General features: G+C 70.2%; 22 protein-coding genes and 2 pseudogenes. 8 read left to right on the top strand and 16 right to left on the bottom strand.

Features of this window, described 5'->3' with window-relative positions:
- Positions 1-5 precede the first annotated feature (5 nt).
- Positions 6-1,391 (bottom strand): class II fumarate hydratase, encoded by a 1,386-nt coding sequence (locus ACZ4YY_RS21575; protein WP_468292421.1) that lies wholly within the window; start codon positions 1,389-1,391, stop codon positions 6-8.
- A 251-nt stretch (positions 1,392-1,642) separates the two neighbouring features.
- Complete coding sequence (locus tag ACZ4YY_RS21570; protein ID WP_468292419.1) at positions 1,643-3,310, bottom strand: fumarate hydratase; 1,668 nt, start codon at positions 3,308-3,310, stop codon at positions 1,643-1,645.
- Between the two features lie 157 nt (positions 3,311-3,467).
- Between ACZ4YY_RS21570 and ACZ4YY_RS21565 the strand changes: the two genes are divergently transcribed.
- Together ACZ4YY_RS21565 and ACZ4YY_RS21560 are read left to right on the top strand one after the other, a co-directional pair.
- On the top strand, positions 3,468-4,157 hold the full coding sequence (locus ACZ4YY_RS21565) for a DUF1707 SHOCT-like domain-containing protein (RefSeq protein ID WP_468292416.1): 690 nt from the start codon (positions 3,468-3,470) through the stop codon (positions 4,155-4,157).
- A 129-nt stretch (positions 4,158-4,286) separates the two neighbouring features.
- The gene (locus ACZ4YY_RS21560) at positions 4,287-4,664 is read left to right on the top strand and encodes a WhiB family transcriptional regulator (protein ID WP_468292413.1); all 378 of its coding nucleotides are present in this window, start codon (positions 4,287-4,289) and stop codon (positions 4,662-4,664) included.
- Positions 4,665-4,846: 182 nt separating this feature from the next.
- On the opposite strand, the gene glpX is transcribed toward ACZ4YY_RS21560, so the two are convergent.
- The gene (glpX, locus tag ACZ4YY_RS21555; RefSeq protein ID WP_468292410.1) at positions 4,847-5,881 is read right to left on the bottom strand and encodes a class II fructose-bisphosphatase; all 1,035 of its coding nucleotides are present in this window, start codon (positions 5,879-5,881) and stop codon (positions 4,847-4,849) included.
- Between the two features lie 127 nt (positions 5,882-6,008).
- Here glpX and ACZ4YY_RS21550 point away from each other — a divergent pair, with 127 nt between their 5' ends.
- Positions 6,009-6,533 carry a DUF4245 domain-containing protein gene (locus ACZ4YY_RS21550; protein ID WP_468292407.1) on the top strand — a complete coding sequence of 175 codons (525 nt, stop codon included), beginning with the start codon at positions 6,009-6,011 and terminating at the stop codon, positions 6,531-6,533.
- 180 nt (positions 6,534-6,713) lie between these two features.
- Here ACZ4YY_RS21550 and ACZ4YY_RS21545 read toward each other — a convergent pair whose 3' ends face one another.
- From ACZ4YY_RS21545 to xseA, 3 genes are all read right to left on the bottom strand, one after another.
- The gene (locus ACZ4YY_RS21545) at positions 6,714-7,304 is read right to left on the bottom strand and encodes a malonic semialdehyde reductase (protein WP_468292404.1); all 591 of its coding nucleotides are present in this window, start codon (positions 7,302-7,304) and stop codon (positions 6,714-6,716) included.
- Between the two features lie 151 nt (positions 7,305-7,455).
- Positions 7,456-7,677 (bottom strand): exodeoxyribonuclease VII small subunit, encoded by a 222-nt coding sequence (locus ACZ4YY_RS21540; RefSeq protein WP_468292402.1) that lies wholly within the window; start codon positions 7,675-7,677, stop codon positions 7,456-7,458.
- Positions 7,678-7,822: 145 nt separating this feature from the next.
- Complete coding sequence (gene xseA / locus ACZ4YY_RS21535) at positions 7,823-9,031, bottom strand: exodeoxyribonuclease VII large subunit (protein ID WP_468292399.1); 1,209 nt, start codon at positions 9,029-9,031, stop codon at positions 7,823-7,825.
- Between the two features lie 155 nt (positions 9,032-9,186).
- On the opposite strand from xseA, the gene ACZ4YY_RS21530 reads away from it, so the two are divergent.
- Together ACZ4YY_RS21530 and ppgK are read left to right on the top strand one after the other, a co-directional pair.
- Positions 9,187-10,206 (top strand): 4-hydroxy-3-methylbut-2-enyl diphosphate reductase, encoded by a 1,020-nt coding sequence (locus tag ACZ4YY_RS21530; protein ID WP_468292397.1) that lies wholly within the window; start codon positions 9,187-9,189, stop codon positions 10,204-10,206.
- A gap of 37 nt (positions 10,207-10,243) precedes the next feature.
- Entirely contained in the window at positions 10,244-10,990 is a 747-nt protein-coding gene (gene ppgK / locus ACZ4YY_RS21525; RefSeq protein ID WP_468292394.1) for a polyphosphate--glucose phosphotransferase, read from the top strand.
- A gap of 88 nt (positions 10,991-11,078) precedes the next feature.
- Here the strand turns inward: ppgK and ACZ4YY_RS21520 are convergent, their stop codons facing one another.
- Positions 11,079-11,558 (bottom strand): DUF6542 domain-containing protein, encoded by a 480-nt coding sequence (locus ACZ4YY_RS21520; RefSeq protein ID WP_468292391.1) that lies wholly within the window; start codon positions 11,556-11,558, stop codon positions 11,079-11,081.
- Positions 11,559-11,890: 332 nt separating this feature from the next.
- Here ACZ4YY_RS21520 and ychF point away from each other — a divergent pair, with 332 nt between their 5' ends.
- A complete protein-coding gene (ychF, locus tag ACZ4YY_RS21515) occupies positions 11,891-12,979 on the top strand; it encodes a redox-regulated ATPase YchF (protein ID WP_468292388.1) in 1,089 nt (362 codons plus the stop codon).
- A gap of 133 nt (positions 12,980-13,112) precedes the next feature.
- On the opposite strand, the gene ACZ4YY_RS21510 is transcribed toward ychF, so the two are convergent.
- From ACZ4YY_RS21510 to ACZ4YY_RS21475, 8 genes and pseudogenes are all read right to left on the bottom strand, one after another.
- Positions 13,113-13,376, bottom strand: coding sequence for a type II toxin-antitoxin system RelE family toxin (locus tag ACZ4YY_RS21510; RefSeq protein ID WP_468292385.1), 264 nt, complete (start codon positions 13,374-13,376; stop codon positions 13,113-13,115).
- Positions 13,369-13,638 (bottom strand): type II toxin-antitoxin system Phd/YefM family antitoxin, encoded by a 270-nt coding sequence (locus ACZ4YY_RS21505; RefSeq protein ID WP_468292381.1) that lies wholly within the window; start codon positions 13,636-13,638, stop codon positions 13,369-13,371. The genes ACZ4YY_RS21510 and ACZ4YY_RS21505 overlap by 8 nt, the downstream gene beginning before the upstream one ends.
- 38 nt (positions 13,639-13,676) lie before the next feature.
- Positions 13,677-13,834, bottom strand: a pseudogene (locus ACZ4YY_RS21500) (alpha-L-arabinofuranosidase); the annotation flags it as partial.
- Between the two features lie 47 nt (positions 13,835-13,881).
- Positions 13,882-14,760 (bottom strand): carbohydrate ABC transporter permease, encoded by an 879-nt coding sequence (locus ACZ4YY_RS21495; RefSeq protein WP_468292378.1) that lies wholly within the window; start codon positions 14,758-14,760, stop codon positions 13,882-13,884.
- On the bottom strand, positions 14,757-15,737 hold the full coding sequence (locus tag ACZ4YY_RS21490) for a carbohydrate ABC transporter permease (RefSeq protein WP_468292375.1): 981 nt from the start codon (positions 15,735-15,737) through the stop codon (positions 14,757-14,759). The genes ACZ4YY_RS21495 and ACZ4YY_RS21490 overlap by 4 nt, the downstream gene beginning before the upstream one ends.
- A 101-nt stretch (positions 15,738-15,838) precedes the next feature.
- The gene (locus tag ACZ4YY_RS21485; RefSeq protein ID WP_468292372.1) at positions 15,839-17,146 is read right to left on the bottom strand and encodes an ABC transporter substrate-binding protein; all 1,308 of its coding nucleotides are present in this window, start codon (positions 17,144-17,146) and stop codon (positions 15,839-15,841) included.
- A gap of 68 nt (positions 17,147-17,214) precedes the next feature.
- Positions 17,215-20,181 carry a glycoside hydrolase family 2 TIM barrel-domain containing protein gene (locus ACZ4YY_RS21480; RefSeq protein WP_468292369.1) on the bottom strand — a complete coding sequence of 989 codons (2,967 nt, stop codon included), beginning with the start codon at positions 20,179-20,181 and terminating at the stop codon, positions 17,215-17,217.
- Between the two features lie 93 nt (positions 20,182-20,274).
- A complete protein-coding gene (locus ACZ4YY_RS21475; RefSeq protein ID WP_468292366.1) occupies positions 20,275-21,285 on the bottom strand; it encodes a LacI family DNA-binding transcriptional regulator in 1,011 nt (336 codons plus the stop codon).
- A 446-nt stretch (positions 21,286-21,731) separates the two neighbouring features.
- On the opposite strand from ACZ4YY_RS21475, the gene ACZ4YY_RS21470 reads away from it, so the two are divergent.
- Together ACZ4YY_RS21470 and ACZ4YY_RS21465 are read left to right on the top strand one after the other, a co-directional pair.
- Positions 21,732-24,536 (top strand): DNRLRE domain-containing protein, encoded by a 2,805-nt coding sequence (locus ACZ4YY_RS21470; protein ID WP_468292364.1) that lies wholly within the window; start codon positions 21,732-21,734, stop codon positions 24,534-24,536.
- Positions 24,537-24,864: 328 nt separating this feature from the next.
- Positions 24,865-25,209, top strand: a pseudogene (locus tag ACZ4YY_RS21465) (ATP-dependent helicase); the annotation flags it as partial.
- Positions 25,210-25,363: 154 nt separating this feature from the next.
- Here the strand turns inward: ACZ4YY_RS21465 and ACZ4YY_RS21460 are convergent.
- Entirely contained in the window at positions 25,364-26,293 is a 930-nt protein-coding gene (locus ACZ4YY_RS21460) for a LysR family transcriptional regulator (protein WP_468292361.1), read from the bottom strand.
- Between the last annotated feature and the right edge of the window lie 20 nt (positions 26,294-26,313).

Genomic DNA, 26,313 nt, shown 5'->3' with positions numbered 1-26,313 from the left:
AATCGTCACGGGCGTGTCATCCGCAGGACATCCAGCGCCTCGTCGAGCTGGCGGAGCGTCAGGTCGCCGCGCTCCACGTACCCTCCTTCGAGGACCGCCTCCCGGATCGTCTTCCGTTCGGCCAGCGCCTTCTTGGCGACCTTCGCGGCCTCCTCGTACCCGATGTACTTGTTCAGCGGGGTGACCACCGACGGCGACGACTCGGCGTACTCGCGGGCGCGTTCGCGGTGGGCGACGATCCCGTCGACGGTCCGGTCGGCCAGCAGGCGCGAGACGTTGGCCAGCAGCCGGATCGACTCCAGCACGTTCTTGGCGATGACCGGGAGCATGACGTTGAGCTCGAAGTTGCCGGCCGCTCCCGCCGTGGCGACCGTGGCGTCGTTGCCGACGACCTGCGCGGCCACCATCAGCACCGCCTCGGGGATGACCGGGTTGACCTTGCCCGGCATGATCGACGAGCCCGGCTGGAGGTCGGGCAGGGTGATCTCCGCGAGGCCCGTCCTCGGCCCCGACGCCATCCACCGCAGATCGTTGGCGATCTTCGTCAGTCCGACGGCGATGGTCCGCAGCTGCCCGCTCGTCTCGACGACGCCGTCCCGCGCGCCCTGCGCCTCGAAGTGGTCGCGTGCCTCGGTGAGCGGCAGCCCGGTGGCGCGGGCGACCTCCTCGATCACGGCGGCCGGGAAGCCGGGCGGGGTGTTGATGCCGGTGCCGACGGCCGTGCCGCCCAGCGGCAGCTCCGCGAGCCGGGGCAGGGACGCCGTCAGCCGTTCCACGCCGTAGCGCACCTGGGCGGCGTACCCGCCGAACTCCTGACCCAGCGTCACGGGCGTGGCGTCCATGAGGTGGGTCCGCCCCGACTTCACCACGTCGGCGAACTCCTCCGCCTTGCGCTCCAGCGCGGCGGCGAGGTGCTCCAGGGCGGGGATCAGGTCACGGGTGACGGCGGCGGTGGCGGCGATGTGGAGGGAGGAGGGAAAGACGTCGTTGGAGGACTGCGAGGCGTTGACGTGGTCGTTGGGGTGCACGTCCCGCCCGAGCCGCTCGCTCGCCAGTGTCGCGACGACCTCGTTGGTGTTCATGTTGGACGAGGTGCCGGAACCGGTCTGGAACACGTCCACGGGGAAGTGCTCGTCCCAGCGGCCCTCGGCCACCTCGGCCGCCGCCTCCTGGATCGCCTCGGCGATCTCCTTGTCCAGCACGCCCAACTCGGCGTTGACCTTCGCGGCGGCGCCCTTGATGCGGGCGAGCGCCTCGATGTGCGCGCGCTCGATGCGCTGCCCGGAGACGGGGAAGTTCTCCACCGCGCGCTGCGTCTGCGCCCGCCACTTCGCGTGCGCGGGGACGCGGACCTCGCCCATGGAATCGTGCTCGATGCGGTAGTCGGTCATACCCGGTACAGCGTGGGGGAGGGCGGGGTTGTTCCGGGGCTGGGCCGTTCGGAGGCCGACGCACGCCGGCGGGGTTGTCCCGGGGGTTTCGCAGGCCGACGCACCGCCCGCCGGTTCGGGGCCGCCCGTCCGCCGGCTCGGGCCGCCCGCCCGGCGTTTCGGGACGGGGCCCGTCCGGCGCCGGGGCGCCGGCCCCCGGGAACGGGACGGCGGGGGCGAGGGAAACCCCGTCGCCCCCGCCGTGCGCGGTGCTACGCCAGCCCCGGTCCCCGCACCGGGATCGAGGTGAACGTCGGCGCCGGGGCCGGGTCCTTGAAGAAGTCGTTGCCCTTGTCGTCGACGACGATGAACGCCGGGAAGTCCTCCACCTCGATCTTCCAGACGGCCTCCATGCCGAGCTCCTCGTACTCGACGACCTCGACCTTCTTGATGCAGTCCTGCGCGAGACGCGCGGCCGGACCGCCGATCGAGCCGAGGTAGAACCCGCCGTGCGTCCCGCACGCGTCGGTGACCTGCTGCGACCGGTTGCCCTTCGCCAGCATCACCTTCGAACCGCCCGCCGCCTGGAACTGCTCGACGTAGGAGTCCATGCGCCCGGCGGTCGTCGGACCGAACGAACCCGACGCGTAGCCCTGCGGCGTCTTCGCCGGACCCGCGTAGTACACCGGGTGGTCCTTCAGGTACTGGGGCATCTCCTCGCCCGCGTCCAGCCGCTCCTTGATCTTGGCGTGCGCGATGTCCCGCGCCACGACCAGCGGCCCGGACAGCGACAGCCGGGTCTTGACCGGGTACTTGGTCAGCTCGGCGAGGATGGCGTCCATCGGCTGGTTCAGGTCGATCCTGACGACGTCGCCGTCCGACTCGAGGTGCTCGTCCGTCGTGTCCGGCAGGAACCGCGCCGGGTCGGTCTCCAACTGCTCCAGGAAGACGCCCTCGGCGGTGATCTTCGCGACGGCCTGGCGGTCGGCCGAGCAGGAGACGGCGATGGCCACCGGGCAGGAGGCGCCGTGCCGCGGCAGCCGCACCACGCGCACGTCGTGGCAGAAGTACTTGCCGCCGAACTGCGCGCCGATGCCGATCCGCTGCGTCAGCTCGAAGACCTTCTCCTCCAGTTCCTTGTCCCGGAAGCCGTGTCCGAGCGGCGAGCCCTCGGCCGGGATCTCGTCCAGGTAGTGCGCGGAGGCGTACTTCGCGGTCTTCAGCGCGTACTCGGCGGAGGTACCGCCGACGACGATCGCCAGGTGGTACGGCGGGCAGGCCGCCGTACCGAGCGAACGGATCTTCTCCTCCAGGAACTTCATCATGGAGGCCTCGTTCAGGACGGCCTTCGTCTCCTGGTAGAGGAACGACTTGTTGGCCGAGCCGCCGCCCTTCGCCATGAAGAGGAACTTGTAGGCGCCGCCGTCGGTCGCGTACAGCTCGATCTGCGCGGGGAGGTTGGAGCCGGTGTTCTTCTCCTCCCACATGGTGAGCGGAGCCATCTGCGAGTAGCGCAGGTTCAGCTTCGTGTAGGCGTCGTAGATGCCCCGGGAGAGGGCCTCCTCGTCGCCGCCGCGCGTGAGGACGTTCTGCCCGCGCTTGCCCATGACGATCGCCGTGCCGGTGTCCTGGCACATCGGCAGCACACCCGCCGCCGCGATGTTCGCGTTCTTCAGCAGGTCCAGCGCGACGAACTTGTCGTTGCCCGACGCCTCGGGGTCGTCGACGATCCGCCGCAGCTGCGCCAGGTGGGCCGGGCGCAGGTAGTGCTGGATGTCGTGGATCGCCTCCTCGGCCAGCTTGCGCAGCGCCTCCGGCTCCACCTTGAGGAACGTCCGCCCGTCGGCCTCGAAGGTGGAGACACCCTCGGAGGTCACCAGCCGGTAGGGGGTGGTGTCCTCTCCCATGGGGAGCAGATCGGTGTACTCGAACTCAGGCATCGGTGCCCATTCCTCACTCGACAGAGACGGCGGCTGGCCTCCATTGGCAGCGTCCACCAGCGTAGGACCTGCCGGGAAGGGCGAGCCTGTGAGGTAAGGCTCAGTTCGGCCGGGGGAGGGGCTATCGCGATCTATCGTGTTTCGGTACGCTGCTGGCGTGGACCTTCAGAAGCAGACCGAACCGCGCGTGGCGGTGACCGAGTTGCGCGCGTCGGACGCCGATCGTGACCGCATCGCCGACATCCTGCGCGAGGCCCTGGCCGAGGGCCGGCTGACCGCCGAGGAGCACGCCGAGCGCGTCGAGGGCGTGCTGTCCGCCAAGACGGTCGGCGCGCTGGACGTGTTCATCCGGGACCTGCCCGCCGCGCACGGGCGGCACGCCCCGCCGCACACGGCGGCCCCGCCCCGCCCCGCCCTCACGGGTATTCCCGCCGACCCGGACGACAACCTGGTCGCGATCTTCAGCAGCGCCGTCCGCAGGGGCCGCTGGCGGGCCGGCCGCCGCATCCACGCCTACGCGGTCTTCGGCAGTGTCGAGATCGACCTCAGTGAAGCGCTGTTCGAGTACCAGCAGGTCGCCATCAAGGCGTTCTCGGTCTTCGGCAGTGTGGAGATCCGCGTCCCGGAGAACGTCTCGCTGCGCGGCACCGGCGGCGGTGTCCTCGGCAGCTTCGAGGTGGACACCCTGGACTCCCCGGAGCCGGACGCCCCGGTCGTCCACGTCGAGGGCTGGGCGATCCTCGGGAGCATCGAGGGCCGGCCCAAGCGCGGCAAGCTCGTCGCGGACATCCTCGACCGTGTCCAGCGCAAGGTCGACAGGAGTTTGCGCAAGCACCTGGACCGTTGACGGTTGTGAACGAGACCCCAACCAGCGCTGCGCACGCGGCGGTTGGGGACTCAGTGCATAGGCGCGCGCACAGCGGGTAGGCCTTGCTGCATCGTCTCTCGCTCGCGAAGCCGTCGTCAGGAGTAGACCGTGCTGCAACCGCCGCATTCGTCCCTGCAGGTAGCCGCCGTTCCGGCCCAGCGGGTACCAGCGCGCGACAGGGACCAAGACGCTCCTTGGCACACCGAGGCCGTGTGCCGGCGCGACGAGGCAGGCCTGTTCTTCGCCCCCTCCAAGGAACCCACCGCCGCCCGGCTCTCGCGCGAGGAGGCCGCCAAGCGGGTCTGCGCGCGCTGTCCCGTCATGGTGGAGTGCCGCGAGCACGCGCTGCTGCAACCCGAGCCCTACGGCGTCTGGGGCGGCCTGACCGCCGCCGAACGCCGCGTGGTCCTCGCGAGGCGCCGTCGCCGCGACATGGAACTGAAGAACACGGCGCGGGCGACGAACAGGATCGCGGCAGCGGGCTAGGAGCTAGGGGGTGTCGCTCGGACCAGGTTTCAGGGCGTCCGCGGCACGATCCGAACGACAGGCCTTGGCGCCGAACGCGACCGGGCAGACGAAAGGGGCGCCCCTCCGCACCGGGGCGCCCCTTTCGACGCCGGGACAGGGCGGCCGACGGTCGCGGCCGCCGTGCTCCCGGCGCTCTCTCCCTACTTCGCGCGATCGAAGTCGATGGCGGAGTAGGCCCGCAGCTTGCTCAGCCGGTGCTCGGAGTCGATCCGCCGCACCGTCCCCGACTTCGACCGCATCACGATCGAGTCGGTCGTCGCGGTCTCCGACCGGTACCGCACCCCGCGCAGCAGCTCTCCGTCCGTGATGCCGGTCGCGACGAAGAACACGTTCTCGCCCTGCACCAGGTCCTCGGTGGTCAGGACGCGGTCCAGGTCGTGGCCCGCGTCGATCGCCCGCTGCCGCTCCTCGTCGTCCTTGGGCCACAGCTTGCCCTGGATGGTGCCGCCCAGGCACTTCACGGCGCAGGCCGAGATGATGCCCTCGGGGGTGCCGCCGACGCCGAGCAGCAGGTCGACGCCGGTGCCCTCGCGCAGCGCCAGGATCGAGCCGGCCACATCGCCGTCCGAGATCAGCTTGATGCGCGCCCCGGTGTCCCGGATCTCGTTGATGAGGCCCTCGTGCCGCGGCCGGTCCAGGATGACGACGGTGACGTCCTCCGGCGTGCCCCGCTTGGCCTTGGCGACCCGGCGGATGTTGACCTCGACGGGTGCGTTGATGTCGACGAACTCGGCGGCCTCGGGGCCGGTGACCAGCTTGTCCATGTAGAACACGGCGGACGGGTCGAACATCGCGCCCCGCTCGGTGGCCGCGAGGACGGCGATCGCGTTCGGCATGCCCTTGGCCGTCAGCGTGGTGCCGTCGATCGGGTCCACGGCGATGTCGACCTCGGGGCCGGTGCCGTCGCCGACGCGCTCGCCGTTGAAGAGCATCGGGGCCTCGTCCTTCTCTCCCTCGCCGATGACGACCACGCCGTTCATCGACACGGTGGAGACGAGGGTCCGCATCGCGCGCACCGCGGCGCCGTCGGCGCCGTTCTTGTCGCCGCGACCCACCCAGCGGCCCGCGGCCATCGCCGCCGCTTCGGTCACCCGGACCAGTTCCAGGGCGAGGTTGCGGTCGGGGGCCTCGGAGGGGACATCGAGTTCGGACGGCAAGTGATGATGCTCGGTCATCGGAGCGCACCTTTCTGATACGACGACGGCCGGATGAGGGTTCGAGGGCCGACTCTATCGTCCGTCCGACAAAATGAGCAGGGGACCCCACGGATGAGCGCAGCGGGCACCTGCGACGATGGGGGGCGTGGCAGGTTCGAAAGGCAAGGCGCAGACGGTCCGGGACATGGTGCTCTCCCTGGGCCTCATCATGGTCGCGGGCGTCGTCATGTACCTCTTCATCCCGCACGACGACAGCACCCCCGAGGTGAAGCGGGTCGACTACCGTGTCGAGCTGCTCACTGCACGCCGTGCGGCGTCCTACCCGGTCGCGGCGCCCGAGGGCTTGCCGGCGGCCTGGAAGGCGACCTCCGTGCGGTACCGCGGGGACGACTTCGACGCCTGGCATCTCGGCTTCCACACCCCCGACGGGGAGTACGTGCAGGTCGAGCAGTCCACTCGGAAGCGCTCCGAGTTCATCGACGAGGCGACCCAGGGCGCCCGCAGGACGGACCGCACGGAACAGCTCGCCGGCCGCACCTGGACCCGCTACGCGGACGGCCGCTACGACGCCCTCGTCCTGGAGAGCGCGGACGGCTCGACGACGGTGGTGGCCGGCACGGCGTCCTGGGCCAAGCTGGCCCAGATGGCGGAGTCCCTGAAAACCGGGTGATTCCGGGCCGACCGGCCGCGGCCCCCTGCGGGACCCGCCCGCGGGCGCTGCCGGGCCCCCACCTGAGGCCTTGACGTCGTGAGCCCGGCCCGCGCCGGCGGGCACCCGCACGGCGCGACGGAGGCCCCCGGCGGCGTGGTGAACGCGTCGCCGGGGGCCTCCGTCGTGCCGGTGCCCGGGTCAGACCGTCGTCACGACCTGCTCGTAGGCGAGGCGCGGGGAGCGCGGGTAGGAGGCGTTCTCGCCGGGCTTGCCGATGTTGACGACCATCAGCGGGGTGTGGTCGTCGTCCAGGAACTCCTTGCGGATGCCCTCCGCGTCGAAGCCCGTCATCGGACCGGCGGCGAGCCCGGCGGCGCGGACACCGACGATGAAGTACGCGGCCTGGAGGGCGGCGTTCAGCGTCGCGGCGCTCTCACGGGCGGCGCGCTCGGCGAAGAAGACGTCCTTGGCCTGCGGGAAGGCCGGGAACAGGGTCGGCAGCTCCTCGTGGAACTCGTTGTCCGCGGCCAGGATCGCGACCAGCGGGGCGGAGGCCGTCTTGGCCTGGTTGCCCTCGGCCATGTGCTGCACCAGGCGCTCGCGGGCCTCGGGGGAGCGGACCAGCGTGATGCGCAGCGGCGTCTGGTTGAAGGCCGTCGGGCCGTACTTGACCAGGTCGTAGATCGCCTGGACCTGCTCCTCGGTCACCGGCTCGTCGGTGAAGGTGTTCGCGGTGCGGGCCTCACGGAACAGCAGGTCCTGGGCGGCGGAGTCGAGAGCGAGAGACATGCGTGAACTTCCTGGAGTACGGATGCGAAGTACGTGTCCGCCCGGCCCGCTTCCAAGGAAGGCCGGACCGGCTGACGTCCTCGACGGTACGCGATAGAAGTTCAATGTTCAACAAAATGGGTGGTGACGCGCTTCACAGCCGAACCACCCGCTACTCGCCCTCGGCCGCCTCCTCCTCCGCCAGCGCCGCGTCCAGCCGCGCCCGCGCCCCCTCCAGCCAGCGCCGGCACACCTTGGCCAGCTCCTCGCCGCGCTCCCACAGGGCGAGGGACTCCTCGAGAGTCGTCCCGCCCGCCTCCAGCCGGCGGACGACCTCGACCAGCTCGTCGCGCGCCTGCTCGTACCCGAGCGCCTCTTCCACCTTGTCGGTCATCCACTCACCCTAAAGATCGACTCGTACATCACAGATCACGGAACACGGGTCACGGAACACCGGGTCACGGAACACGGGTCACGGAACACCGGGTCACGGAACACGGGTCACGGAACGCGGATCACCGGTCACGGACCCGGCCCCGTCACGGCTCGACACGCACCGTGAACTCGCCCTCGGCCACCCGCGCGCGCAGCGTCTCGTCCGCCGCCACCTCGCCCGGGTCCCGCACCACGTGCCCGTCGGACCGCTGGAGCACGGCGTACCCCCGTTTCAGCGTCGCGGCCGGGGAGAGCGCCACCACGCGCGCGTGCGTGTGGGACAGCTCGGAGTCCGCGCGGTCCAGGAGATGCCCGAGCGTGCGCCGCGAGCGGCCGACGAGCGACTCCACGTGGTCGGACCGCTCGTCGAGCATCCGGTGCGGATCCTGTATCACCGGCCGGGCCAGCGCGTGCGCGAGCCCGCGCTCCTCCCGGTCCACGAACGCCTCCATGCAGCGCCGTGCCCGCCCGCGCAGCATCCGCACCCGCTCCAGCTCCTCCCCGACGTCCGGCACGACCTTCTTCGCCGCGTCCGTCGGCGTCGAGGCCCGCAGGTCGGCCACATGGTCCAGGAGCGGATTGTCGGGCTCGTGTCCGATCGCCGACACCACCGGCGTACGGCAGGCCGCGACCGCCCGCACCAGCTGCTCGTCGGAGAACGGCAGCAGGTCCTCCACGCTGCCGCCGCCGCGCGCCACGATGATCACGTCCACCTCGTCCAGCCCGTCCAGCTCCTTCACCGCCTGGACGACCTGCGGCACCGCGTGCACCCCCTGCACCGCGACGTTGCGGACCTCGAAGCGGACGGCCGGCCACCGGTGCCGGGCGTTCTCCAGCACGTCCCGCTCGGCGGCCGACGCCCGGCCGCACACCAGCCCGACGAGCTGCGGCAGGAACGGCAGCGGCTTCTTCCGCTCCGCCGCGAACAGCCCCTCCGCCGCGAGGGACTTCTTGAGCATCTCCAGCCGCGCCAGCAGCTCCCCGACGCCCACCGGCCTGATCTCGGCCGCCCGCAACGACAACTGCCCCCGCGGCGCGTACCACTCCGGCTTGGCGTGCACGACGACCCGCGCGCCCTCGCCGACGACGTCCGCGACCGCGTCGAACACCTGCCGGTAGCACGTCACGCTCACCGAGATGTCGTGCGAGGGGTCCCGCAGCGTCAGGAACACGACGCCCGCGCCCGGACGCCGCGACAACTGGGTGATCTGCCCCTCGACCCACACCGCGCCGAGCCGGTCGATCCACCCCCCGATGAGCCGCGAGACCTCACCGACGGGCAGCGGCGTCTCGGCGGACGTGTTCAGAGCCATGCCCGCGAGCGTAGTGGCCGCCACCGACAACCAGGCCGTGCGCGTCCCGTCCCGCGGCCGTCGCCTCCCGCCGCGCCGGTGTTCTCCGTCCCCGTCCCGCGGCCGTCGCGTCCCGCCGCGCCGGTGTTCTCCGGCCCCCCGAACGCGGCCTTACGATGGGACGCATGACTGCTTCGCCTGGCCGCCGCCGTGTCCTGCTCGCCGCTCCCCGGGGCTACTGCGCGGGCGTCGACCGCGCCGTCATCGCCGTCGAGAAGGCCCTGGAGCAGTACGGGGCACCGGTCTACGTCCGGCACGAGATCGTCCACAACAAGTACGTCGTGCAGACCCTGGAGAAGAAGGGTGCCGTCTTCGTCGAGCGGACCGAGGAGGTCCCGCCGGGCAACATCGTGATGTTCTCGGCGCACGGTGTCGCGCCCGTCGTCCACGAGGAGGCCGCCCGCGGGCAGCTGGCCACGATCGACGCGACCTGCCCGCTGGTCACCAAGGTCCACAAGGAAGCCGTCCGGTTCGCCAACGACGACTACGACATCCTGCTGATCGGTCACGAGGGTCACGAGGAGGTCATCGGCACCTCCGGCGAGGCCCCCGACCACATCCAGCTCGTCGACGGCCCCGGGGACGTCGCCAAGGTCGAGGTGCGCGACCCGTCCAAGGTGGTCTGGCTCTCCCAGACCACCCTCTCCGTCGACGAGACGATGGAGACGGTCGACGCCCTGAAGGAGAAGTTCCCGCAGCTCATCTCCCCGCCCAGCGACGACATCTGCTACGCGACGCAGAACCGTCAGCTCGCGGTGAAGCAGATGGGCGCCGAGGCCGAGCTGGTCATCGTCGTCGGCTCGCGCAACTCCTCCAACTCCAAGCGGCTCGTCGAGGTCGCCAAGCTCGCCGGCTCGCGCGAGGCCTACCTCGTGGACTTCGCGAGCGAGATCGACGAGGCCTGGCTGGAGGGCGTGACCACGGTCGGCGTCACCTCCGGCGCCTCCGTCCCCGAGGTCCTCGTCGAGGAGGTCCTGGCCTGGCTGACCGAGCGCGGCTACGGCGACGTCGAGCTGGTCAAGGCCGCCGAGGAGTCGATCACCTTCTCGCTGCCCAAGGAACTCCGCCGTGACCTGCGCGAGGAGGCGGCGGCCCTGGTCGCCGAGCGCGGCGGGTCCGGTCCCTCCCCGGCGTGAGGACGTGACGGTCCGTCCGGCGTCGTAACGTGGAGCCATGCAGATCTTCGGCGTGGACATCGGTGGATCCGGGATCAAGGGCGCTCCGGTCGACCTCGACAGAGGCGACCTGGCGCAGGAGCGCTTCAAGGTGCTGACCCCGCACCCGGCGAACCCCGAGGGGGTGGCCGACGGCGTCCGGCAGGTCGTCGAGCACTACGGCTGGACCGGTCCGGTCGGCCTCACCTTTCCCGGCGTGGTCACCGGCGGCTCCCACATCCGCACGGCGGCCAATGTCGACAAGAGCTGGATCGACACCGACGCGCGGGCCCTGTTCAGCGAACGGCTCGGCGGCCTGCCGGTGACGGTGGTCAACGACGCCGACGCGGCGGGCGTCGCCGAGATCGCCTTCGGCGCCGGCCGCGACCGTAGCGGCACGGTCATCCTGCTGACGTTCGGCACGGGCATCGGCAGCGCCCTCTTCGTCGACGGCGTCCTCGTCCCCAACACCGAGCTCGGCCACCTCGAGCTGCACGGCCACGACGCGGAGAAGCGCGCCTCCAGCAAGGCCAAGGAGGACGGCGACCTGACGTGGGAGCACTGGGCGCACCGCGTCCAGAAGTACCTCGCCCATGTCGAGATGCTCTTCTCGCCCGAGCTGTTCATCATCGGCGGCGGGGTCAGCCGCAAGGCGCAGAAGTTCCTCCACTACATCGAGGGCATCAAGGCGGAGATCGTCCCCGCGCAGCTGCAGAACAACGCCGGGATCGTCGGGGCGGCGATGCGGGCGGCGAAGGACAGCTGACGGCTGCCCCTCCCTCGAGGTCCGGGGCCTGTCTGTCGTCCGCGTCATGCCGTGGACGGCGGGGTCGGCACCCCGGCGTGGCGAAGCACTACCAGCGGCCGGTGAGGGGCGGCCGCCCGCCGGGCCGGGGCCGACGCACGGCCCCGGCCCGGGGCCCGTGCACCGCCCCGGCCCGGCGGCGGGCCCGGCTCACCCGGCTCACCCGGCGCACCAGCACGAGCACCGCCGCGGCCAGCGTCCCCCCGTACAGCCAGCCGACCTGGGTGGCCAGGGCGGTGACCAGGGCCATCAGCCGGGATCCGAAACCGTCGCCGACGTCGGTCAGGGGCAGCAGGCCCAGGGCGAAGGCGATCGGCAGCACGACCGGCGCGGACAGCAGCTCGCCGTGGCGCACCCAGGCCGCGGTGAGCAGGCACACGGGCACGAACAGCACGCCGTACGCCGTCGGCGAGCCGCCGAGCAGCAGCCGGTCGAGCCATCCGCACAGGAGCATGAGCACCCCGCTGAACAGTCCGGCGCCGAGGCCGGTGAGCCGGGGGTCGGGCAGCCGGCGCAGGGCGGCCACCACGGGCGGGACGGGACGCGCGGCGCCGGCGCAGGGGCGTGCGGGCCCGGCGGGGGCTCTGCCGGACTGCCTCGACGGCCCCGGCGGCCGCACACGCACCGAACCGTTCCTGTACCGCGGGGGTCGCGTCCTGTGTGGCTCCACCGGTCCAACTTAGGTGGGGTCGCGGGGCGGGCGGGGCCCGGGACACGCCGTGGGAAAAGACCTCGGCCACCTGTTCGCCGGCCCCGCCGGGGCAGCGCCGGGCACGCCGTAAACTGGTGGATCGGCCGGTCTCCTGGCCCCCTGGCCCGCCCACCGGCCCCCTGGCCCTCTCACGTACGGGAAGTCGCAACGTGTCGCTCACGATCGGAATCGTCGGTCTGCCGAATGTCGGCAAGTCGACCCTGTTCAACGCCCTGACCAAGAACGACGTGCTGGCGGCCAACTACCCGTTCGCCACGATCGAGCCCAACGTGGGCGTGGTCGGCGTCCCCGACGCCCGCCTGACGAAGCTGGCGGAGATCTTCTCCTCGCAGCGGGTCCTGCCGGCCACGGTGGACTTCGTCGACATCGCGGGCATCGTGCGGGGCGCGAGCGAGGGCGAGGGCCTCGGCAACAAGTTCCTCGCGAACATCCGCGAGTCCGACGCGATCTGCCAGGTCATCCGTGCCTTCAAGGACGAGAACGTCGTCCACGTCGACGGCAAGGTCTCGCCCAAGGACGACATCGAGACGATCAACACCGAGCTGATCCTCGCCGACCTTCAGACAATCGAGAAGGTCCTGCCGCGCCTCCAGAAGGAGTCGCGCATCAAGAAGGACATCGCGCCCAAGGTCAAGGCGGTCGAGGAGGCCAAGGAGATCCTGGAGAAGGGCGACACCCTCTTCGCGCACGGCATCGTCCAGGGCACCGAGCGCAACGAACTCCTGCACGACCTGCACTTGCTCACCACCAAGCCGTTCCTCTACGTCTTCAACGTCGACGAGGACGAGCTGGTCGACGACGCCTTCAAGGACGAGCAGCGCGCCCTGGTCGCCCCCGCCGAGGCGATCTTCCTCAACGCCAAGCTCGAGGCGGACCTCGCCGAGCTGGACGAGGAGGACGCCCTGGAGCTGCTGGAGTCGGTCGGCGCCGAGGAGCCCGGCCTCGCCACCCTCGCCCGCGTCGGCTTCAACACCCTCGGCCTGCAGACCTACCTCACGGCCGGCCCCAAGGAGTCCCGCGCCTGGACCATCAAGAAGGGCGCCACCGCCCCGGAGGCCGCCGGCGTCATCCACACCGACTTCCAGAAGGGCTTCATCAAGGCGGAGGTCATCTCCTTCGACGACCTGGTCGAAACCGGCTCGGTCGCCGAGGCCCGCGCCAAGGGCAAGGCCCGCATGGAGGGCAAGGACTACGTCATGCAGGACGGGGACGTGGTGGAGTTCCGCTTCAACGTGTGACCATGCGCATACTGCACGTTAGCTGATCGGTCAAACATGCAGGTCAGAAGGGGTCGTCTCCTCTGGGGAGCGACCCCTTCGTCGTTACGGTGCCGGATGGGTGCTGGATGTTCTGACGCTGGATCGGTCGGCATCAGGTGTCGTAAATGGTGGAGCGACGCCCGACGTGTACGACCCACACCACGAGCTCTCCGTTGTCGATGGTGTAGACGACCCGGTAGTCGCCGACTCGCAGTCGACGGCGTTCCGGCTGCGACACGAGCGCGGTGGTGTTGAAGCCGAGGGGATCGCTCTCCAGCTCGGTCAGCTTGGCCAGGATGCGCAGCGCCATGTCACGTGGGATCTTCCGAAGCTCGGCCTGCGCCTCGGGTCGGAAGACGGTTCGGTACTCACTCACCGCGCGCCAGCGTCTCCCTCATGATGTCCTCGATCGGGATGCCGGGAGCCGGGTTGGCCATGCGCTCGTCGATGATCCGATTGATCTCGCGCTCTTCCCACTCCTGGTACTTGCGCAGCACCTCGATGGAGACGACGGCGGCGACCTCCTTGCCCCGGCGCGTGATGACAGTGGGTACGTCGTCGCGGTCCGCACGCTCCACGACTTCCGCCAGGTGGGCGCGCACGTCGCGGATGGACTTTACGGGCAGCGGCTGCGTCATGTGCTCAAGCGTACCGAGTGTGCCATATGTACACCACCCTCCATACGGAACCCGTCGTCGTTCGCGCTCGGTTGTTCCGGCTCGTAGATCCCGGTGTACACGCAGCGGCCGAGGTGTTCGACGAACGAGCCGAAGGTGCGGCGCCGGACAGGAGCGATGACGGCCTGCTTGTCGAGCTTGTGCGGGCCCGGGGCAATTCAGTGGTCCTTTGCAGTTCAGGGCGGGCGTGGGGCAGCGAACGCGCTACTTGACGGAGCCTGCGGTCAGGCCCTTGCGCCAGAACCGCTGGAGGCTGACGAAGGCGACGAGCAGAGGGATCAGCGACAGGAACGCACCGGTGATCGGCAGCAACGGCGGCACTCCGCTGGCGAACTCCGAGCGCCACTGCACCAGGCCCACCGTGACGGGCTGCAGTGAGGGGGTGTTGAGCATGAGCGAGGGCAGCAGGTAGTTGTTCCAGATGCCGACGAACTGGAACAGGAAGACGGTCACCAGTGCCGGAGCCATCAGCGGCAGGGCGATCCGGAAGAAGGTGCGCTGTTCGCCTGCTCCGTCGAGCCGTGCGGCCTCAAGGAGTTCGTCCGGGACGGAGGCCGCGGCGAAGATCCGGCACAGGTAGACGCCGAACGGGCTGACACAGCTGGGCAGCAGCACCGACCAGTAGGAGTTGGTGATGTCGAGCTTGGCCATGAGCAGGAACAACGGCAGGGCGAACATCGGCGCCGGGATGAGAACCGAGGCGAGGATGACGTTGAACACGCTTTCCCGGCCGCGGAAGCTGAACTTGGACAGCGCGTAGCCGGCCATCGCGGACAGCAGGGTGCCGACGGTGGCGCCGACGAGGCTGTACAGCGCGCTGTTGGCGAGCCAGGTGGAGAAGATGCCGCCCTCGAAGCTGAACACGTCCTGGATGTTGGTGGCCAGGTCGAAGTGGGAGAACCACAGCGGCGTACCGGTATAGAGGTAGCCCGAGGCTTTGGTCGCGGAGACGAACAGCCACCACAGCGGGATCAGCGTGTACAGGGCCATCAGGCCCAGCATGCCGTTGACGACGACCTTGCTCGCGATGTCGGTGCCGCGGCGGGCCGGTCGGGTCGGTCGGCCGGCCGAAATCACGCTCATGCCATCGCTCCCTTGCGCTGGTTGTACTTGAGAAAGCCGAACGAGAGCACGAGGGTGATCACCGCGAGCACGACCGATTGGGCGGCGGCCAGGTTCTGGCCGCCCACGTCCATGGCCACGGTCGTGTTCATGATCGGGGAGAACTTCGGGTCGACGCCCGGGATGCGCGCGCCGACAAGGACCGCCGGCTCGGTGTACAGCTGCGCCGTGCCGATGATGGAGAAGACCGTGGTCAGCACCAGCGCGGGACGCACCAGCGGGATCTTCACCGCCCATGCCAGGCGCCATCCGGTGCAGCCGTCGAGCGCGGCGGCCTCCATCACCTCGGCCGGGATCGTCTGCAGCGCGGAGTAGATGATCAGCATGTTGTAGCCGGTCCAGCCCCACGTGATCATGTTCCCGATCGAGACCGGAACCCACGACGGCGACAGGAAGTCGGTGTCGATCCCGAGGTGGGACAGTGGTCCGGTGAACGGCGAGAGGTCTTTCACCAGGAGGAAGGACCACATCAGCGCGGCGATCGCACCCGGCAGCGCGTAGGGCAGGAAGAACGTCAGCCGGTAGGTCTTGCGCAGCCGGGCCGAGCGGGAGTCGAGCAGGAGCGCGAGCAGGAGGGCCAGGCCGAGCATGACCGGGACCTGGACGCAGCCAAGGAGCACGACCCGGATGATCGACGCGGTGAAGTCGTGGTCGCCGAAGGCGGCGGCGTAGTTGGACAGCCCCGTGAACTCGGTGGACTGCGTACCGCCGAACAGCCCGGCGCGGCGGACGGTGAAGAAGCTCTGGTAGATCGCGTAGCCGATCGGCGCGACCATCATGGTCAGGAAGAGCACCGCGAACGGCGCCAGGAAACCCGACGCGGTCAACGCGGCACGGCGGCCGGCGCGCCGAGGCCGACCGGCGGGGGGGACTCGGGGGGTGACCGCGGGCGCCGGCCGCGGCGGCGACGCGGTCCGGGTGCTGCTGGGACTGCTCATGGAAACCTCGCTGGACGGTTCGTCGTCAGGGAGCGGGTTTCCCGCGGCGCCTGGTACGGGCGGCCGCGGGAACCCTTCAGGGCGGCTGGAGTCCCGCTGCCTCAGCCGTTGGTTACCGGCAGTCCGAGCTTCTTGATCGCGGCGACCGTCGAGGCCTGGACCTTGGTGACCGCGTCCGGCAGGGTGCCCTTGCCCATGGCGCCGGTGAAGTCCGTCTCGACCTGCTGGAAGGTCGGGCCGTTGGTCCAGGTGCTGGGTACCTGCGCGGCGGAGGTCTTGTACACGTCACCGACCTTCTGGCCGCCGAAGTACGGGTCACCCCCCGTGAGTGACGGGTCGTCCTGTCCGGCCTTCGACGCGGGGTACAGCCCGCCTTCGATGCCCGTCTTCACGGCCTGCGGGTCACTGGACAGAAAATCGGCGAACTGCACTGCTTCGCGGGGCGTCTTGCATCCGGTCATCACCGAGGTGGCCGAGCCGCCGCCGCTGGCGCTCGTGCCGTCGCCGGCCTCCCAGGTCGGCATCGGGGCGACCCTCCACTTGCCGGACAGGGCCTTCAGGTCCGACTTCAGACCGCCGGCGGCCCAGGCCGGGGCGACGAACGTCAGCACCTTGCCGGCTTCGGAGGCCTTGTTGAACTGCGGGTCCCAGGCGCTGCCGTGCTTCGCCACCAGACCCTGGTCCTTCAGGTCCTGCCAATAGGAGGCGACCTTGCGGGTGCCGGGGTTGTCGATGCTGACGGTCCAGCTGTTCTCCTTGGCCGAGTACCAGGACTGGCCGGTCTGCAGGGTGAGGGCCGCCAAACCGCCGGCGTCACCGAGCATGGGGCCGAACTTCACACCGGGGTCGGCGGCGGTGACCTTCTCGGCGTCGGCCTTGTACTCGGCCCAGGTGGCCGGCGGCTTGGTGATGCCGTACTTGGCGAACAGGTCCTTGCGGTAGAAGAGGACCATCGGGCCGACGTCCACCGGAACCCCGTAGATCTTGCCGCCGACGCTGGAGGAGGAGACGGCCGACGGGACGTACTTGGCCATGCCGTCGCTCGCGTACTGCGTGATGTCCATGACCGAGTTCCTCACGAGCATCGACGGGATGTTCTGGTACTCGATCTGGGCCAGACACGGGCCCTCGCCGGCGGTGAGCGCGTTGCTGATCTGGGTGTAGCCGCCCTTGGGGCCCGACGGGATCTTCTTGAAGGTGACCTTGCTGTCCGGGTGGGCGGCGTTCCACTGGTCGACGATCTTCTCGTAGTCGGCCCAGCCCCAGAACTCCATCTTCACCGGCCCGCTCTGGCCCGATTCCGCGGCGTCGGTGTTCTTGTCGCTGCTGCACGCGCCGACGCCGAACGCGATGACCACCGCGGTGGCGAGCGCCAGGAGTCTGCGAGTGCGTATGGTGGTGCTGTCCATGTGAGGGAAACCCTTCGTGACGGGGGACTGACCTGCTGGACTGTCGGTGGGCGGGCGGCCAGGCCCGCCTACCGGCCGGTGCTGAACTCCACGCGGAACACCGTCGGGACCGCGGCGAGGACGTCCGATGCCGACGGGCCCGGGCCGCAGGCCGCGCTGCCGAGGCCGTGGTGCGCGTGGTCGAGGTGGAGATGGAGTCTGCCGTCGCCGACCAGGTCGTGCTGGTGGGCCGCGGCGGCCAGGGCTGCGGTGCTCCAAGGACGCACGGTCAGGTCGATGACCGGGTCGCCCGTGATGCGCAGGGAGCCGTCCGCGGTGGTGATCCGGGTGCGGCGGACATGGTGGCGGTTGCCGTTCTCCTGCGGGCGGACATAGGGGGTCTGCATCGCCGAGACGGTCGACCGGTAGCGGCCGACGCGAGCCGCGGCACGGGAGTCGCGGTACGCCTCGCCGGGACCGAGGCCGAACCACTCGACCTCGGCGTCGGTGCCGGGCAGTGACAGCGCGATCCCCAGACGGGGCAGCGGCACCGACCATGCGCCGTCAGGGGTGACGGCGCATTCCAGCCGGAGCCGGGTCTGGCCCGCATCGGGTCCGTCGCAGGCCGTCCAGCGGTAGACCACGCCGAGCCCGGAGGAGGACCCGACGGCGGCGAGCCGGGCGGTGACCGTGAGTCCTTGTGCGTCGGGCTCGACGCTCAGGACCTCATGGCGCATCCGGTTCAGTCCGGCGGCGAGCCAGGCGGTGATCTGCGGCTCGCCGAAGGCGTTGAGCAGGTCGTTGTCGATCGGGGCACGCCAGATGTCCAGCCTGGGCCCGTCGAGCTCCAGGTCGCCGAGCCGGATCAGCACCCCGCTGCGGGCGTCGAACCGCGCGGGACCCAGTGTGATGTCCGCGTCGTGGGCGATAGCCGGCGCCGGCCTGGAGGGGACCGGCGAGGCGGCGGGGGCCATGACCAGCCCCTGCGCCCAGGCGATCTCGTGGCCGGCCGGGGCCCAGATCTCGTCGGCGGCGAGCACCGCGGTCACGGTCAGCCACACCTCGTCGCCGGAGCCGTTCTTGCGCACCGAATCGAACGCGGCGGCGAGGTCGGCGGGCCATTCGACGGCTGTCGTCGCGCCCGGTGCGGTCGGGGGCACGGTCAGGCCGCCGGAGCCGGCCGGCTCGCCGCCGTCCTCGACGGTCCACTGGAAGTCCAGGTAGCCGGTGTCGCGGACGTGGTGCAGGTTGTGCACGGCGATCCGCCGCGCCGCCGGGTCGACGTGGATCCGGACCGGTTCGATGACCTTCTTGTACTCGACCAGGCCCGGCGACGGCGTGCGGTTCGGGAAGAGCAGCCCGTCGGCGACGAAGTTGCCGTCGTGGATCTCCTCTCCGAAGTCGCCGCCGTAGGCGTAGAACGAGTGGGGGGCGTCCTGTTCGGTGCGCCGGAGGATCCCGTGGTCGATCCACTCCCAGATGAATCCGCCGGCCAGGCGGGGGTGCGCGTCGATGACCTGCTGGTACTCGGACAAGCCGCCGGGACCGGTGCCCATGGCGTGCCCGTACTCGCACAGCACGGCCGGAAGGGCCCGGCGGTGGGCGTCGTCGATCGGATCAGCTGTCGGAGGTTCCTGGCCGCGCCCCACCGCGGCCAGCTCGTCCACGCCGATGTACATGCGGGAGTACAGGTCGACGTAGGCGCAGCTCTCGTGGTCGCCTTCGTAGTGGATCAGGCGACTGTCGTCGCGGTGCCGGACCCACGCGGCCGCGGCGGCCAGGTTCGATCCGGTGCCGGACTCGTTCCCCAGAGACCAGACGATGACCGAAGGGTGGTTCTTGTCGCGTTCCACCAGCCGGGCGGCCCGGTCCAGGTACGCCTCGCGCCATGCGGGGTCGTCGCTGGGATTGCGCTGCCAGGCGCCCGGCTCGAAGCCGTGCGTCTCGAGGTCGCCCTCGCAGAACACCCACAGGCCGTGCTCGTCGCACAGGTCCAGGAAACGGTGGTCGGGCGGGTAGTGGCTGGTGCGCACGGCGTTGATGTTGTGCTGCTTCATGAGCAGCACGTCGGTCAGCATGGTGTCCTCGGTCAGGGTCCGCCCCGTCAGCGGATGCCATTCGTGGCGGTTGACGCCCCGCAGGGAGATCGGCCTGCCGTTCACGGTCAGGACACCGTCCACGACGGCCACGGTGCGGAAGCCGATGCGCAGGGGTATCCGCTCCCCTGCTTCGGAGACCAGTTCCCCCGCGTACAGGCGCGGCCGCTCGTCCGACCAGGGCTCGACGCCGTCGATCACGTACGGGCCGGCCGGGTCGACGCCGGACAGGCCGAGTTCGGGCACCGACAGCGACACCCGGGTGGGGGCGGTGACGTCGACGGCCAGGGTGCCCTGCCCCGTCGTGTGGTCATAGGCGGCGTGGACGAAGAAGTCCTCGACACCGCGGGCTGCCACGGACACCGACCGGAAGATCCCGGACAGCCACCACATGTCCTGGTCTTCCAGGTAGCTGCCGGACGACCACTGGTGCACGCGGACCGCGAGCACGTTCCGGCCGGGCCGCAGAACGGCGGAGACGTCGAACTCGGTGGTCAGCCGGCTGCCCTTGCCGTCGCCGAGCCGGATCCCGTTGAGCCACACCGCGAACGCGGAGTCGACGCCCTCGAACCGGAGCACCGCAGCCGATGCCGGGAACCCGTCCGGAACGTCGAGCTCGCGGCGGTACTCGCCGGTCGGGTTCTGCCGGGGCACCCGCGGCGGGTCGACCGGGAACGGGTACAGGACGTTGGTGTAGGCCGGGGCACCGTAGCGCGGCTCGCCGGGCAGGCCGTTCATCTGCCAGCAGGACGGAACGGCGAGCAGGTCCCAGGCCGTGTCGTCGAAGTCCGGCGCGGCGAAGTCCCCGGTGAGGTCGTCCAGCCCTGACGCCAGTCGGAATCTCCAGTCGCCGTCGAGCGCGATCGTGGGCAGGCCGGAAGCGAACGCGGCGCGCGGCCGCAGCCGTCCGGTCCCCGGCGACCGGTCTTCGACGTAGGCGTGGGGGTCGAGGCCGTTCATCAGTAAAGGAGTTTCCTCTCGGAATGCCCCCGTAATGGCGGGGAACGGCTGGGAAGGACTGCGCCGACGGCTCATGGGGTGTGCCGTGGCAGGTCAAGCGGCGCCGGGCGCCAAGCGGTCGCCCCGGGCGGGGCCGCTGCTGTCCCTCACGGTCAGGGTCGGGCGCAGCAGCGATACGACGTTGGTCGGCGGCCGGCCGGAGTCGACGGCTCGCAGCAGTAGTTCCACGGCCTGCTGGGCCATCTCGCGCTTGGGGAAGGTGACCGTGGTCAGCGCCGGTCGGATCCGCCCGACCTGGGCGATGTCGTCGAAGCCGACGACGCTGACGTCGTCGGGGACCCGCCGCCCGGACCGGACCACCGCCTCGACGGCACCGACGGCCAGGATGTCGTGGGTGGCGAAGATCGCCGTCAGCTCCGGATCCGCGTCCAGTGCCGCGCAGGCCGCGGCGAACCCGCCGGCGGCGTCGTCGCTGGTGCAGGCGAAGACCTTGCGGTCGTCCAGCCCATCGGCGGCGAACGCCCGGCGCAACCCCACGACGCGCGGCGTGTGCGCGGGGAGGTCGGCGACCACTGCGACGTTCCGGTGGCCGAGATCCCGCAGGTGGCACCCGGCCAGGAACCCGGCGTGCTGGTAGTCGATGGACACCACCGGGAGCGTGGTCGGCGGGTCCCCCTCCCAGGCGAACAGCGCGACCGGGAAGTCGGCCGCGGCGAGCATCGGCAGCTGCCGATCGACGCCGTTGTCCCCGGCGGCCAGCAGTGCGTCCACCGAGCGCGCGGCGAGGTTCTCCAGGTGGGCCCGGGTGTAGTCGGGATCGTTGCGCGTCGTGGCGAGCAGCAGGTTGTATCCGCGGCCGACCAGGAGGTTCTCCACCTCCTCGACCACCTCCGAATAGAACGGGTTGGCCACCGACGGCACGAACAGCCCCACCGTCGACGTGCTGCCGGTGCGCAGTGAGCGCGCCACCAGGTTCGGCTTGTAGCCGAGTTCGGCGATCGCCTTGTTCACCTTCGCCAGGGTCTCCGGCCGCACCTTCTTGCCCGACACCACGTTGGAGACGGTCTGCTTGGTGACTCCCGCCCGAGCTGCCACCTCCGCCATTGTCACCACGTACGCCCCCTGAGACGTTTATCGATCCACGAAAGTGGCGTCAGCGTAGGGCGACCGTCGGACCAGGGCAAGGCTTCGCGCGGCGGCCGTGATCCAGCCGTTACGGAGCATGGTGGGGGCGTTGCAGAAGGGTCACCGCTGTTTCCCCGACTTGATGTGCACGGAGCATTGACGGTTCCGGAAATACGGAAGTAACGTCCCCGCCACGTCCGGTCTCGTGGATCGGTCAATGCAGTGGAGCCAACCTGGCCCACCGCGCGAAACAACAGTCGACCTCACCCGCGTCACCCCGCTCGGTGCGTCGTGGTGGTCCCCTCGACCGCGACGGCCTCGCGGCCGCGGTCCGGCCGCGGCATCGCGAATGCTCCGCGCCGTCTCCAGCAGACGGCGAGCGCCTGAACAGACCTGGAAAGTTCTCGTCCTGAGGAGAGACAGGCATGATCAGACCGGCCGGCGACGACGCCGCCCCGAACCCCGCCCCGGCGCGACGCAGTTCGCGCGTGAAGCGCTTCATCGCGGCCGCTGCCGGCGCCACCATCGCGGTGGCGAGCCTCATGCTCACCGGCGCCGCCCCCGCACAGGCCGCCACCACCGTCCACGCGTACGCACCGACGGGAATGGGAGGCGGTACGACGTCGTCCCCGGACGTGGCGTCCACGAAGTACCAGGTGCAGGTCGCCGGCACGCCCGTCCAGGCTGTCCAGTACACGCAGAACGGCCACAACTTCGACATCGCGCGCTTCGCGTCGGACTCCCGGACACCGACGATCACGGTCACGCTGCCCAGCACCACGATCAACACGGTGAACATCTATCCGGCCCGCCACTACCCGTCCAGCAGCGTCTCGGTGAGCGCGGACAAGCACACTCTGACGTTCCAGATGTCAGCCGACGCCGGGTTGAACCAAGCGATCGTGATGGTCAACGGCGACTCGACCAACGCCACGGGACAGCCCTATCTGGCGGTCATCAACGACCCTCTGGAAGACCCGGCGCAGCGTCCGGACACCACGAGCGCACCGGACGGTTCCGGCGTCAACCTGCAGACCGGTGTCCTCAACTTCCAGCAGTTCGCCGCGAAGTACCTCGCGGCGAACCCGAACAGCGCGGCTCAGAAGGCTCCCGCCGCGGCGACGAGCTCCATGGCCGGCAAGACCGTCAACGGCACCGCCGTCCCCGCCGGTCAGAAAACCTCGGCCGGGACGCTGGTGAGCGCGAGCAGCGTCAACGTGCGCTACCCGAATGTGCGGGCGATGGCCGCCAACGACGTCACCTACGCCCTGCAGGCCGCCATCGACACCATCAAAGCCAACCCCACGGCGCTCAACACGCTCTACTTCCCCAACGGCACGTACGTGTCGTCCGGTCTCCTGGTCAACGGTCTGGACGGCAGCAAGCTCAAGGGCGGCAAGCTGAAGATCTACACCGCCGAAGGGGCCCTGCTGAAGAACCGCGTCCAGGCGTACATGGAGGCGTTCGAGCCGGCGGTCGGGATCATCAACTCCAACGACATCGAGATCAGCGGACGCGGCGTCTTCGACGGCAACGGCGTGGCCAACTACAACGCCCGCAGCATCGGTGACTCGCACGACGCCTACCGCAGCCAGCACCAGGGCGGCGTCATGGTCATGCACTCGTCGGACATCACGTTCAACGACACCTACGTGCGCGACGCGAAGCAGTGGAACTACGAGACCCACACCGCCAAGAGGGTGACGTTCAACAACATCAAGGCCCTCACCCCGTACCGCCAGCCGTGGATCGACGGGACGGACTTCGCGAGCGGGCAGGACATCACCGCCAACGGCGTCTTCACCCTGGGCAACGACGACGCGTTCGCCTCCGGCCATTACAACCCCAGCGACGGATTCGCCCCGCTGGCCACCGGCGTGTGGAACAACTTCCAGCTCGGCACCTCCAGCGCCGATGTCCAGGGCTATGTCAACGCGGTAGGCGCCCACGACACCGTCGCCGACGAACTCGGGTTCGACTCCTATCACTGGGACACCGAGGACACGAAGAACATCTCGGTCAGCAACACGCTGAACTGGTCCGTCGGTGCGGGCAACGCGATCCGCATCGGATGGCAGTCGTACGGACACCGGCTCACCAACTACACGTTCGACAACTTCAACTCAGTGTCGCCGTGGGCCGGCGGCATCTTCACGCACAACAGCCCCAACCCGTACCCGCGCATCCAGAGCATCGTGGTGAAGAACAGCTCGATCGACACCTCCCGCTTCACCAAGGGACCGGTCTGGATCAACGGCGGCAACGGATCCACCCAGACCATCACCGCCGAGCAGCAGGCGACCTACGGGTACGCGCCCAACCCCGACGGGTCGGGCACCGCGTACTCGTACACCAGGGCTCCGATCGGCACCTTCACACTCGACAACGTGTGGTTCTCGAAGCAGAACACGGCCAGTTCGCTGACCGGCATCACGAACGCGACGCTGAACAACGTTCGCGTCGGGGGCCAGCTCGTCAGATACACCAGCCAGTTCCCGCTGACGACGAGCGGGGTCGCCACGCTGACCAGCACCTACACGGACGCGAACGGCCAGACCCGGAACGTCAAGACCGGCGCCCTCACCAACGGTGACACCTGGGTGGGTGCGTGGACCGGCGACCAGACCAAGAACAACTCCTCGGACCTGACCCTCATCACCCGCAACACCGGCGCGGGCCTGATGGGCGAGCAGTACACCACGGGATCCGGAGACGGAAAGCTCTCCTACATCCAGTTCCCCATCAGCAGCCTCACCAGCTCACCGGGCCAGGCGACACTCCATCTCACCTACGTCGGCCACCGCTATTCGTCGGTTCCGTCGACCGACACCGACCAGCTCCTCGTGCAACCCGTCAGCGACGCCACGTGCACCGGCGGCGTCACGTCCTGCCCGATCAACACCATGACCTGGCAGAACCGGCCGAGCTTCACCGCCACGACCTCCTCCGTCGCGAAGTCGGCCACCTTCACCCTCGGTTCGACCGTCGTCCCCGAGGGCGGCGGGACCCACCAGGGCAACGCCATCGACGGCCGCGACATCACCGTCGACATCACCTCCTTCGTCCAGAAGGCCTACGCGGCCAAGCAGTCCACGCTGCTGCTCGCCGTCGGCAACGCGGGGGGCGCCAACCACGAGCTGCGCTTCGTCAGCTCCGAAGGCGCCACCGGCTCCGGGAAGCTCACCAACGGGACCGCCGACATGGCGCCCGCGCTGACCGTGACCCCGTAGACACTCGAGGCCGGTCCGTCCCCGTGGGACGGGCCGGCCTCAGCCGTCCGGTTCCGCCGTCGACTGCATTGTCTGCGCGAGCGCTGGCCACAGACCCGGCCCTCCGACGCTGCGCCCATGAGAAACCACGAGATGCCACGCCGGCCGCCGCGCCACGTCCGGCCGCCACTGCCAGGAGCCCGTCGGCGCCGCGAGATCTTCAGCACCCTGAACGCGGGCACCATACTCGCGGTGCCGCGGCCCGTGCGTTGAGCCTCCGCCCGTCTGGCCGCCTTCGTCTTCGCGGCCGCCTGCCGTTCCTTCGCCACCGGCATGATCCGCTCATCGTGTGCAGGCAGCCTCCGTCGTCGTCATCTGCGAACCCCAGGTCAAGCCGACCATCGAACACCAGGCGGTGGCCAGGGCCCACCGTATGGGCCAGGTCAGGCCGGTTCGCGTGCACCGTCTCCTGGCCACCGGAGGCGTGGACGAACGCATGGTGAAGATGCTGGAGGCCAAGACCCGCCTGTTCGATGCCTACGCCCGTCGCAGCGCCGTGGCCGAAGCCTCTCCGGACGCGGTCGACGTGTCGGACACCGAGCTGGCGCGCCGGATCGTCGAAGAGGAGCAGGCGCGGCTCGGCATGTCGGAGGAGAGGCTCACGGCACCGTCGTCGAAGGACCGGACGGCCTGACCGGTCCGACGAGCCGGTCTTGGTCGCCCGCGAGGACGCGTGGTGAAACACCACACCACGTCGACGACGTGGCCGACATGAAGATCGGATCCCGGCGTGCGCGATCCGGCGGAGTGCCGCGGACAGGCCATGGGGGCGTCGGCAGCCGGCGGTCTCATCCTCCGGCCCGCCGGGACGCCCCCGCGGCCGCCGCGCACGCCTGGGCGTAGGCGCGGACCAGGGGGCGGGTGTCGTCCTCCCTGCGCCAGGCCAGGACGTAGCGGCTCGGGGGGACGCCGTTGACGGGACGGGTGGTGACGCCGCCGAGGGTGAGCAGGGGGACGTTGCCGGTGGCGACCAGGCAGATGCCGAGGCCGGCCACCAGGGCCTCGTAGGTCTCCTCCGTGCCGGCGATCTCCGCGCCGATCACCGGGGGGCGGCCGCCCCGGGCGTCCAGGGCGAGCCAGAAGTCGCGTAAGGGGCCGCTGCTCATGGGCAGGGCGAGGAACGGTTCGTCGAGCAGTTCGGTGAAGTCGATCTCCGTGCGGGCGGCGAGGGGGTGGCTGTCGGGGAGGGCCACCACGAGGGGCTCCTCGGCGACCACCGTCCAGGCGTAGCGTTCGGCGTCGGGCAGGGGCAGCCACACGAAGGCCACGTCCGTCCCGCCGTCGGCCAGACCGGCGCTCGGGTCCTCCCAGGGCACCTGGCGCAGCCGGACCACGCTGTCGGGGTGCGCGGCGGTGAAGCGGGAGCGGATCGCGGGCAGCAGACCGCCGCGGCCGGGGCTGGTGCTCATGCCGACCACCAGCGTGCCGCGTTCCGTCGCCCGCGCCTCCTCCACCGCCGCCGCGCCCCCGGCCCACGCCGCCAGTACCCGGCGCGCGTGCGGCAGCAGCGCCGTGCCCGCCGCCGTGAGCGTCACGCCCTGCCGGTCGCGCCGGAACAGCGCGACACCCAACCGGCGCTCCAACGCCCGGATCTGCTTGCTCAACGCCGGCTGCGACACGTACAGCTGCTCGGCGGCGCGGGTGAAGTGCAGTTCCTCGGCGACGGCGGTGAAGTAACGCAGCTCCCGTACGTGCACGTCCGTTCTGGTCATGACCATCGGTTATCAGCGCGGGTCTT

Source organism: Streptomyces sp. NPDC030143 (genome assembly GCF_055573695.1).
This window is presented reverse-complemented; position numbering and strand designations above follow the sequence as displayed.

What these genes read in the sequence shown, in the direction of transcription:
- ACZ4YY_RS21470 (WP_468292364.1), top strand. Translation starts at nt 21,732, where the DNA reads ATGATCAGACCGGCCGGCGACGACGCCGCCCCGAACCCCGCCCCGGCG.
- ACZ4YY_RS21505 (WP_468292381.1), bottom strand. Translation starts at nt 13,638, where the DNA reads ATGACGCAGCCGCTGCCCGTAAAGTCCATCCGCGACGTGCGCGCCCAC.
- ACZ4YY_RS21530 (WP_468292397.1), top strand. Translation starts at nt 9,187, where the DNA reads ATGGGACGCATGACTGCTTCGCCTGGCCGCCGCCGTGTCCTGCTCGCC.
- ACZ4YY_RS21485 (WP_468292372.1), bottom strand. Translation starts at nt 17,146, where the DNA reads ATGGACAGCACCACCATACGCACTCGCAGACTCCTGGCGCTCGCCACC.
- ACZ4YY_RS21575 (WP_468292421.1), bottom strand. Translation starts at nt 1,391, where the DNA reads ATGACCGACTACCGCATCGAGCACGATTCCATGGGCGAGGTCCGCGTC.
- ACZ4YY_RS21475 (WP_468292366.1), bottom strand. Translation starts at nt 21,285, where the DNA reads ATGGCGGAGGTGGCAGCTCGGGCGGGAGTCACCAAGCAGACCGTCTCC.
- glpX (WP_468292410.1), bottom strand. Translation starts at nt 5,881, where the DNA reads ATGACCGAGCATCATCACTTGCCGTCCGAACTCGATGTCCCCTCCGAG.
- ACZ4YY_RS21460 (WP_468292361.1), bottom strand. Translation starts at nt 26,293, where the DNA reads ATGGTCATGACCAGAACGGACGTGCACGTACGGGAGCTGCGTTACTTC.
- ACZ4YY_RS21570 (WP_468292419.1), bottom strand. Translation starts at nt 3,310, where the DNA reads ATGCCTGAGTTCGAGTACACCGATCTGCTCCCCATGGGAGAGGACACC.
- ppgK (WP_468292394.1), top strand. Translation starts at nt 10,244, where the DNA reads ATGCAGATCTTCGGCGTGGACATCGGTGGATCCGGGATCAAGGGCGCT.
- ACZ4YY_RS21540 (WP_468292402.1), bottom strand. Translation starts at nt 7,677, where the DNA reads ATGACCGACAAGGTGGAAGAGGCGCTCGGGTACGAGCAGGCGCGCGAC.
- ACZ4YY_RS21490 (WP_468292375.1), bottom strand. Translation starts at nt 15,737, where the DNA reads ATGAGCAGTCCCAGCAGCACCCGGACCGCGTCGCCGCCGCGGCCGGCG.
- ACZ4YY_RS21545 (WP_468292404.1), bottom strand. Translation starts at nt 7,304, where the DNA reads ATGTCTCTCGCTCTCGACTCCGCCGCCCAGGACCTGCTGTTCCGTGAG.
- ACZ4YY_RS21495 (WP_468292378.1), bottom strand. Translation starts at nt 14,760, where the DNA reads ATGAGCGTGATTTCGGCCGGCCGACCGACCCGACCGGCCCGCCGCGGC.
- ACZ4YY_RS21480 (WP_468292369.1), bottom strand. Translation starts at nt 20,181, where the DNA reads ATGAACGGCCTCGACCCCCACGCCTACGTCGAAGACCGGTCGCCGGGG.
- xseA (WP_468292399.1), bottom strand. Translation starts at nt 9,031, where the DNA reads ATGGCTCTGAACACGTCCGCCGAGACGCCGCTGCCCGTCGGTGAGGTC.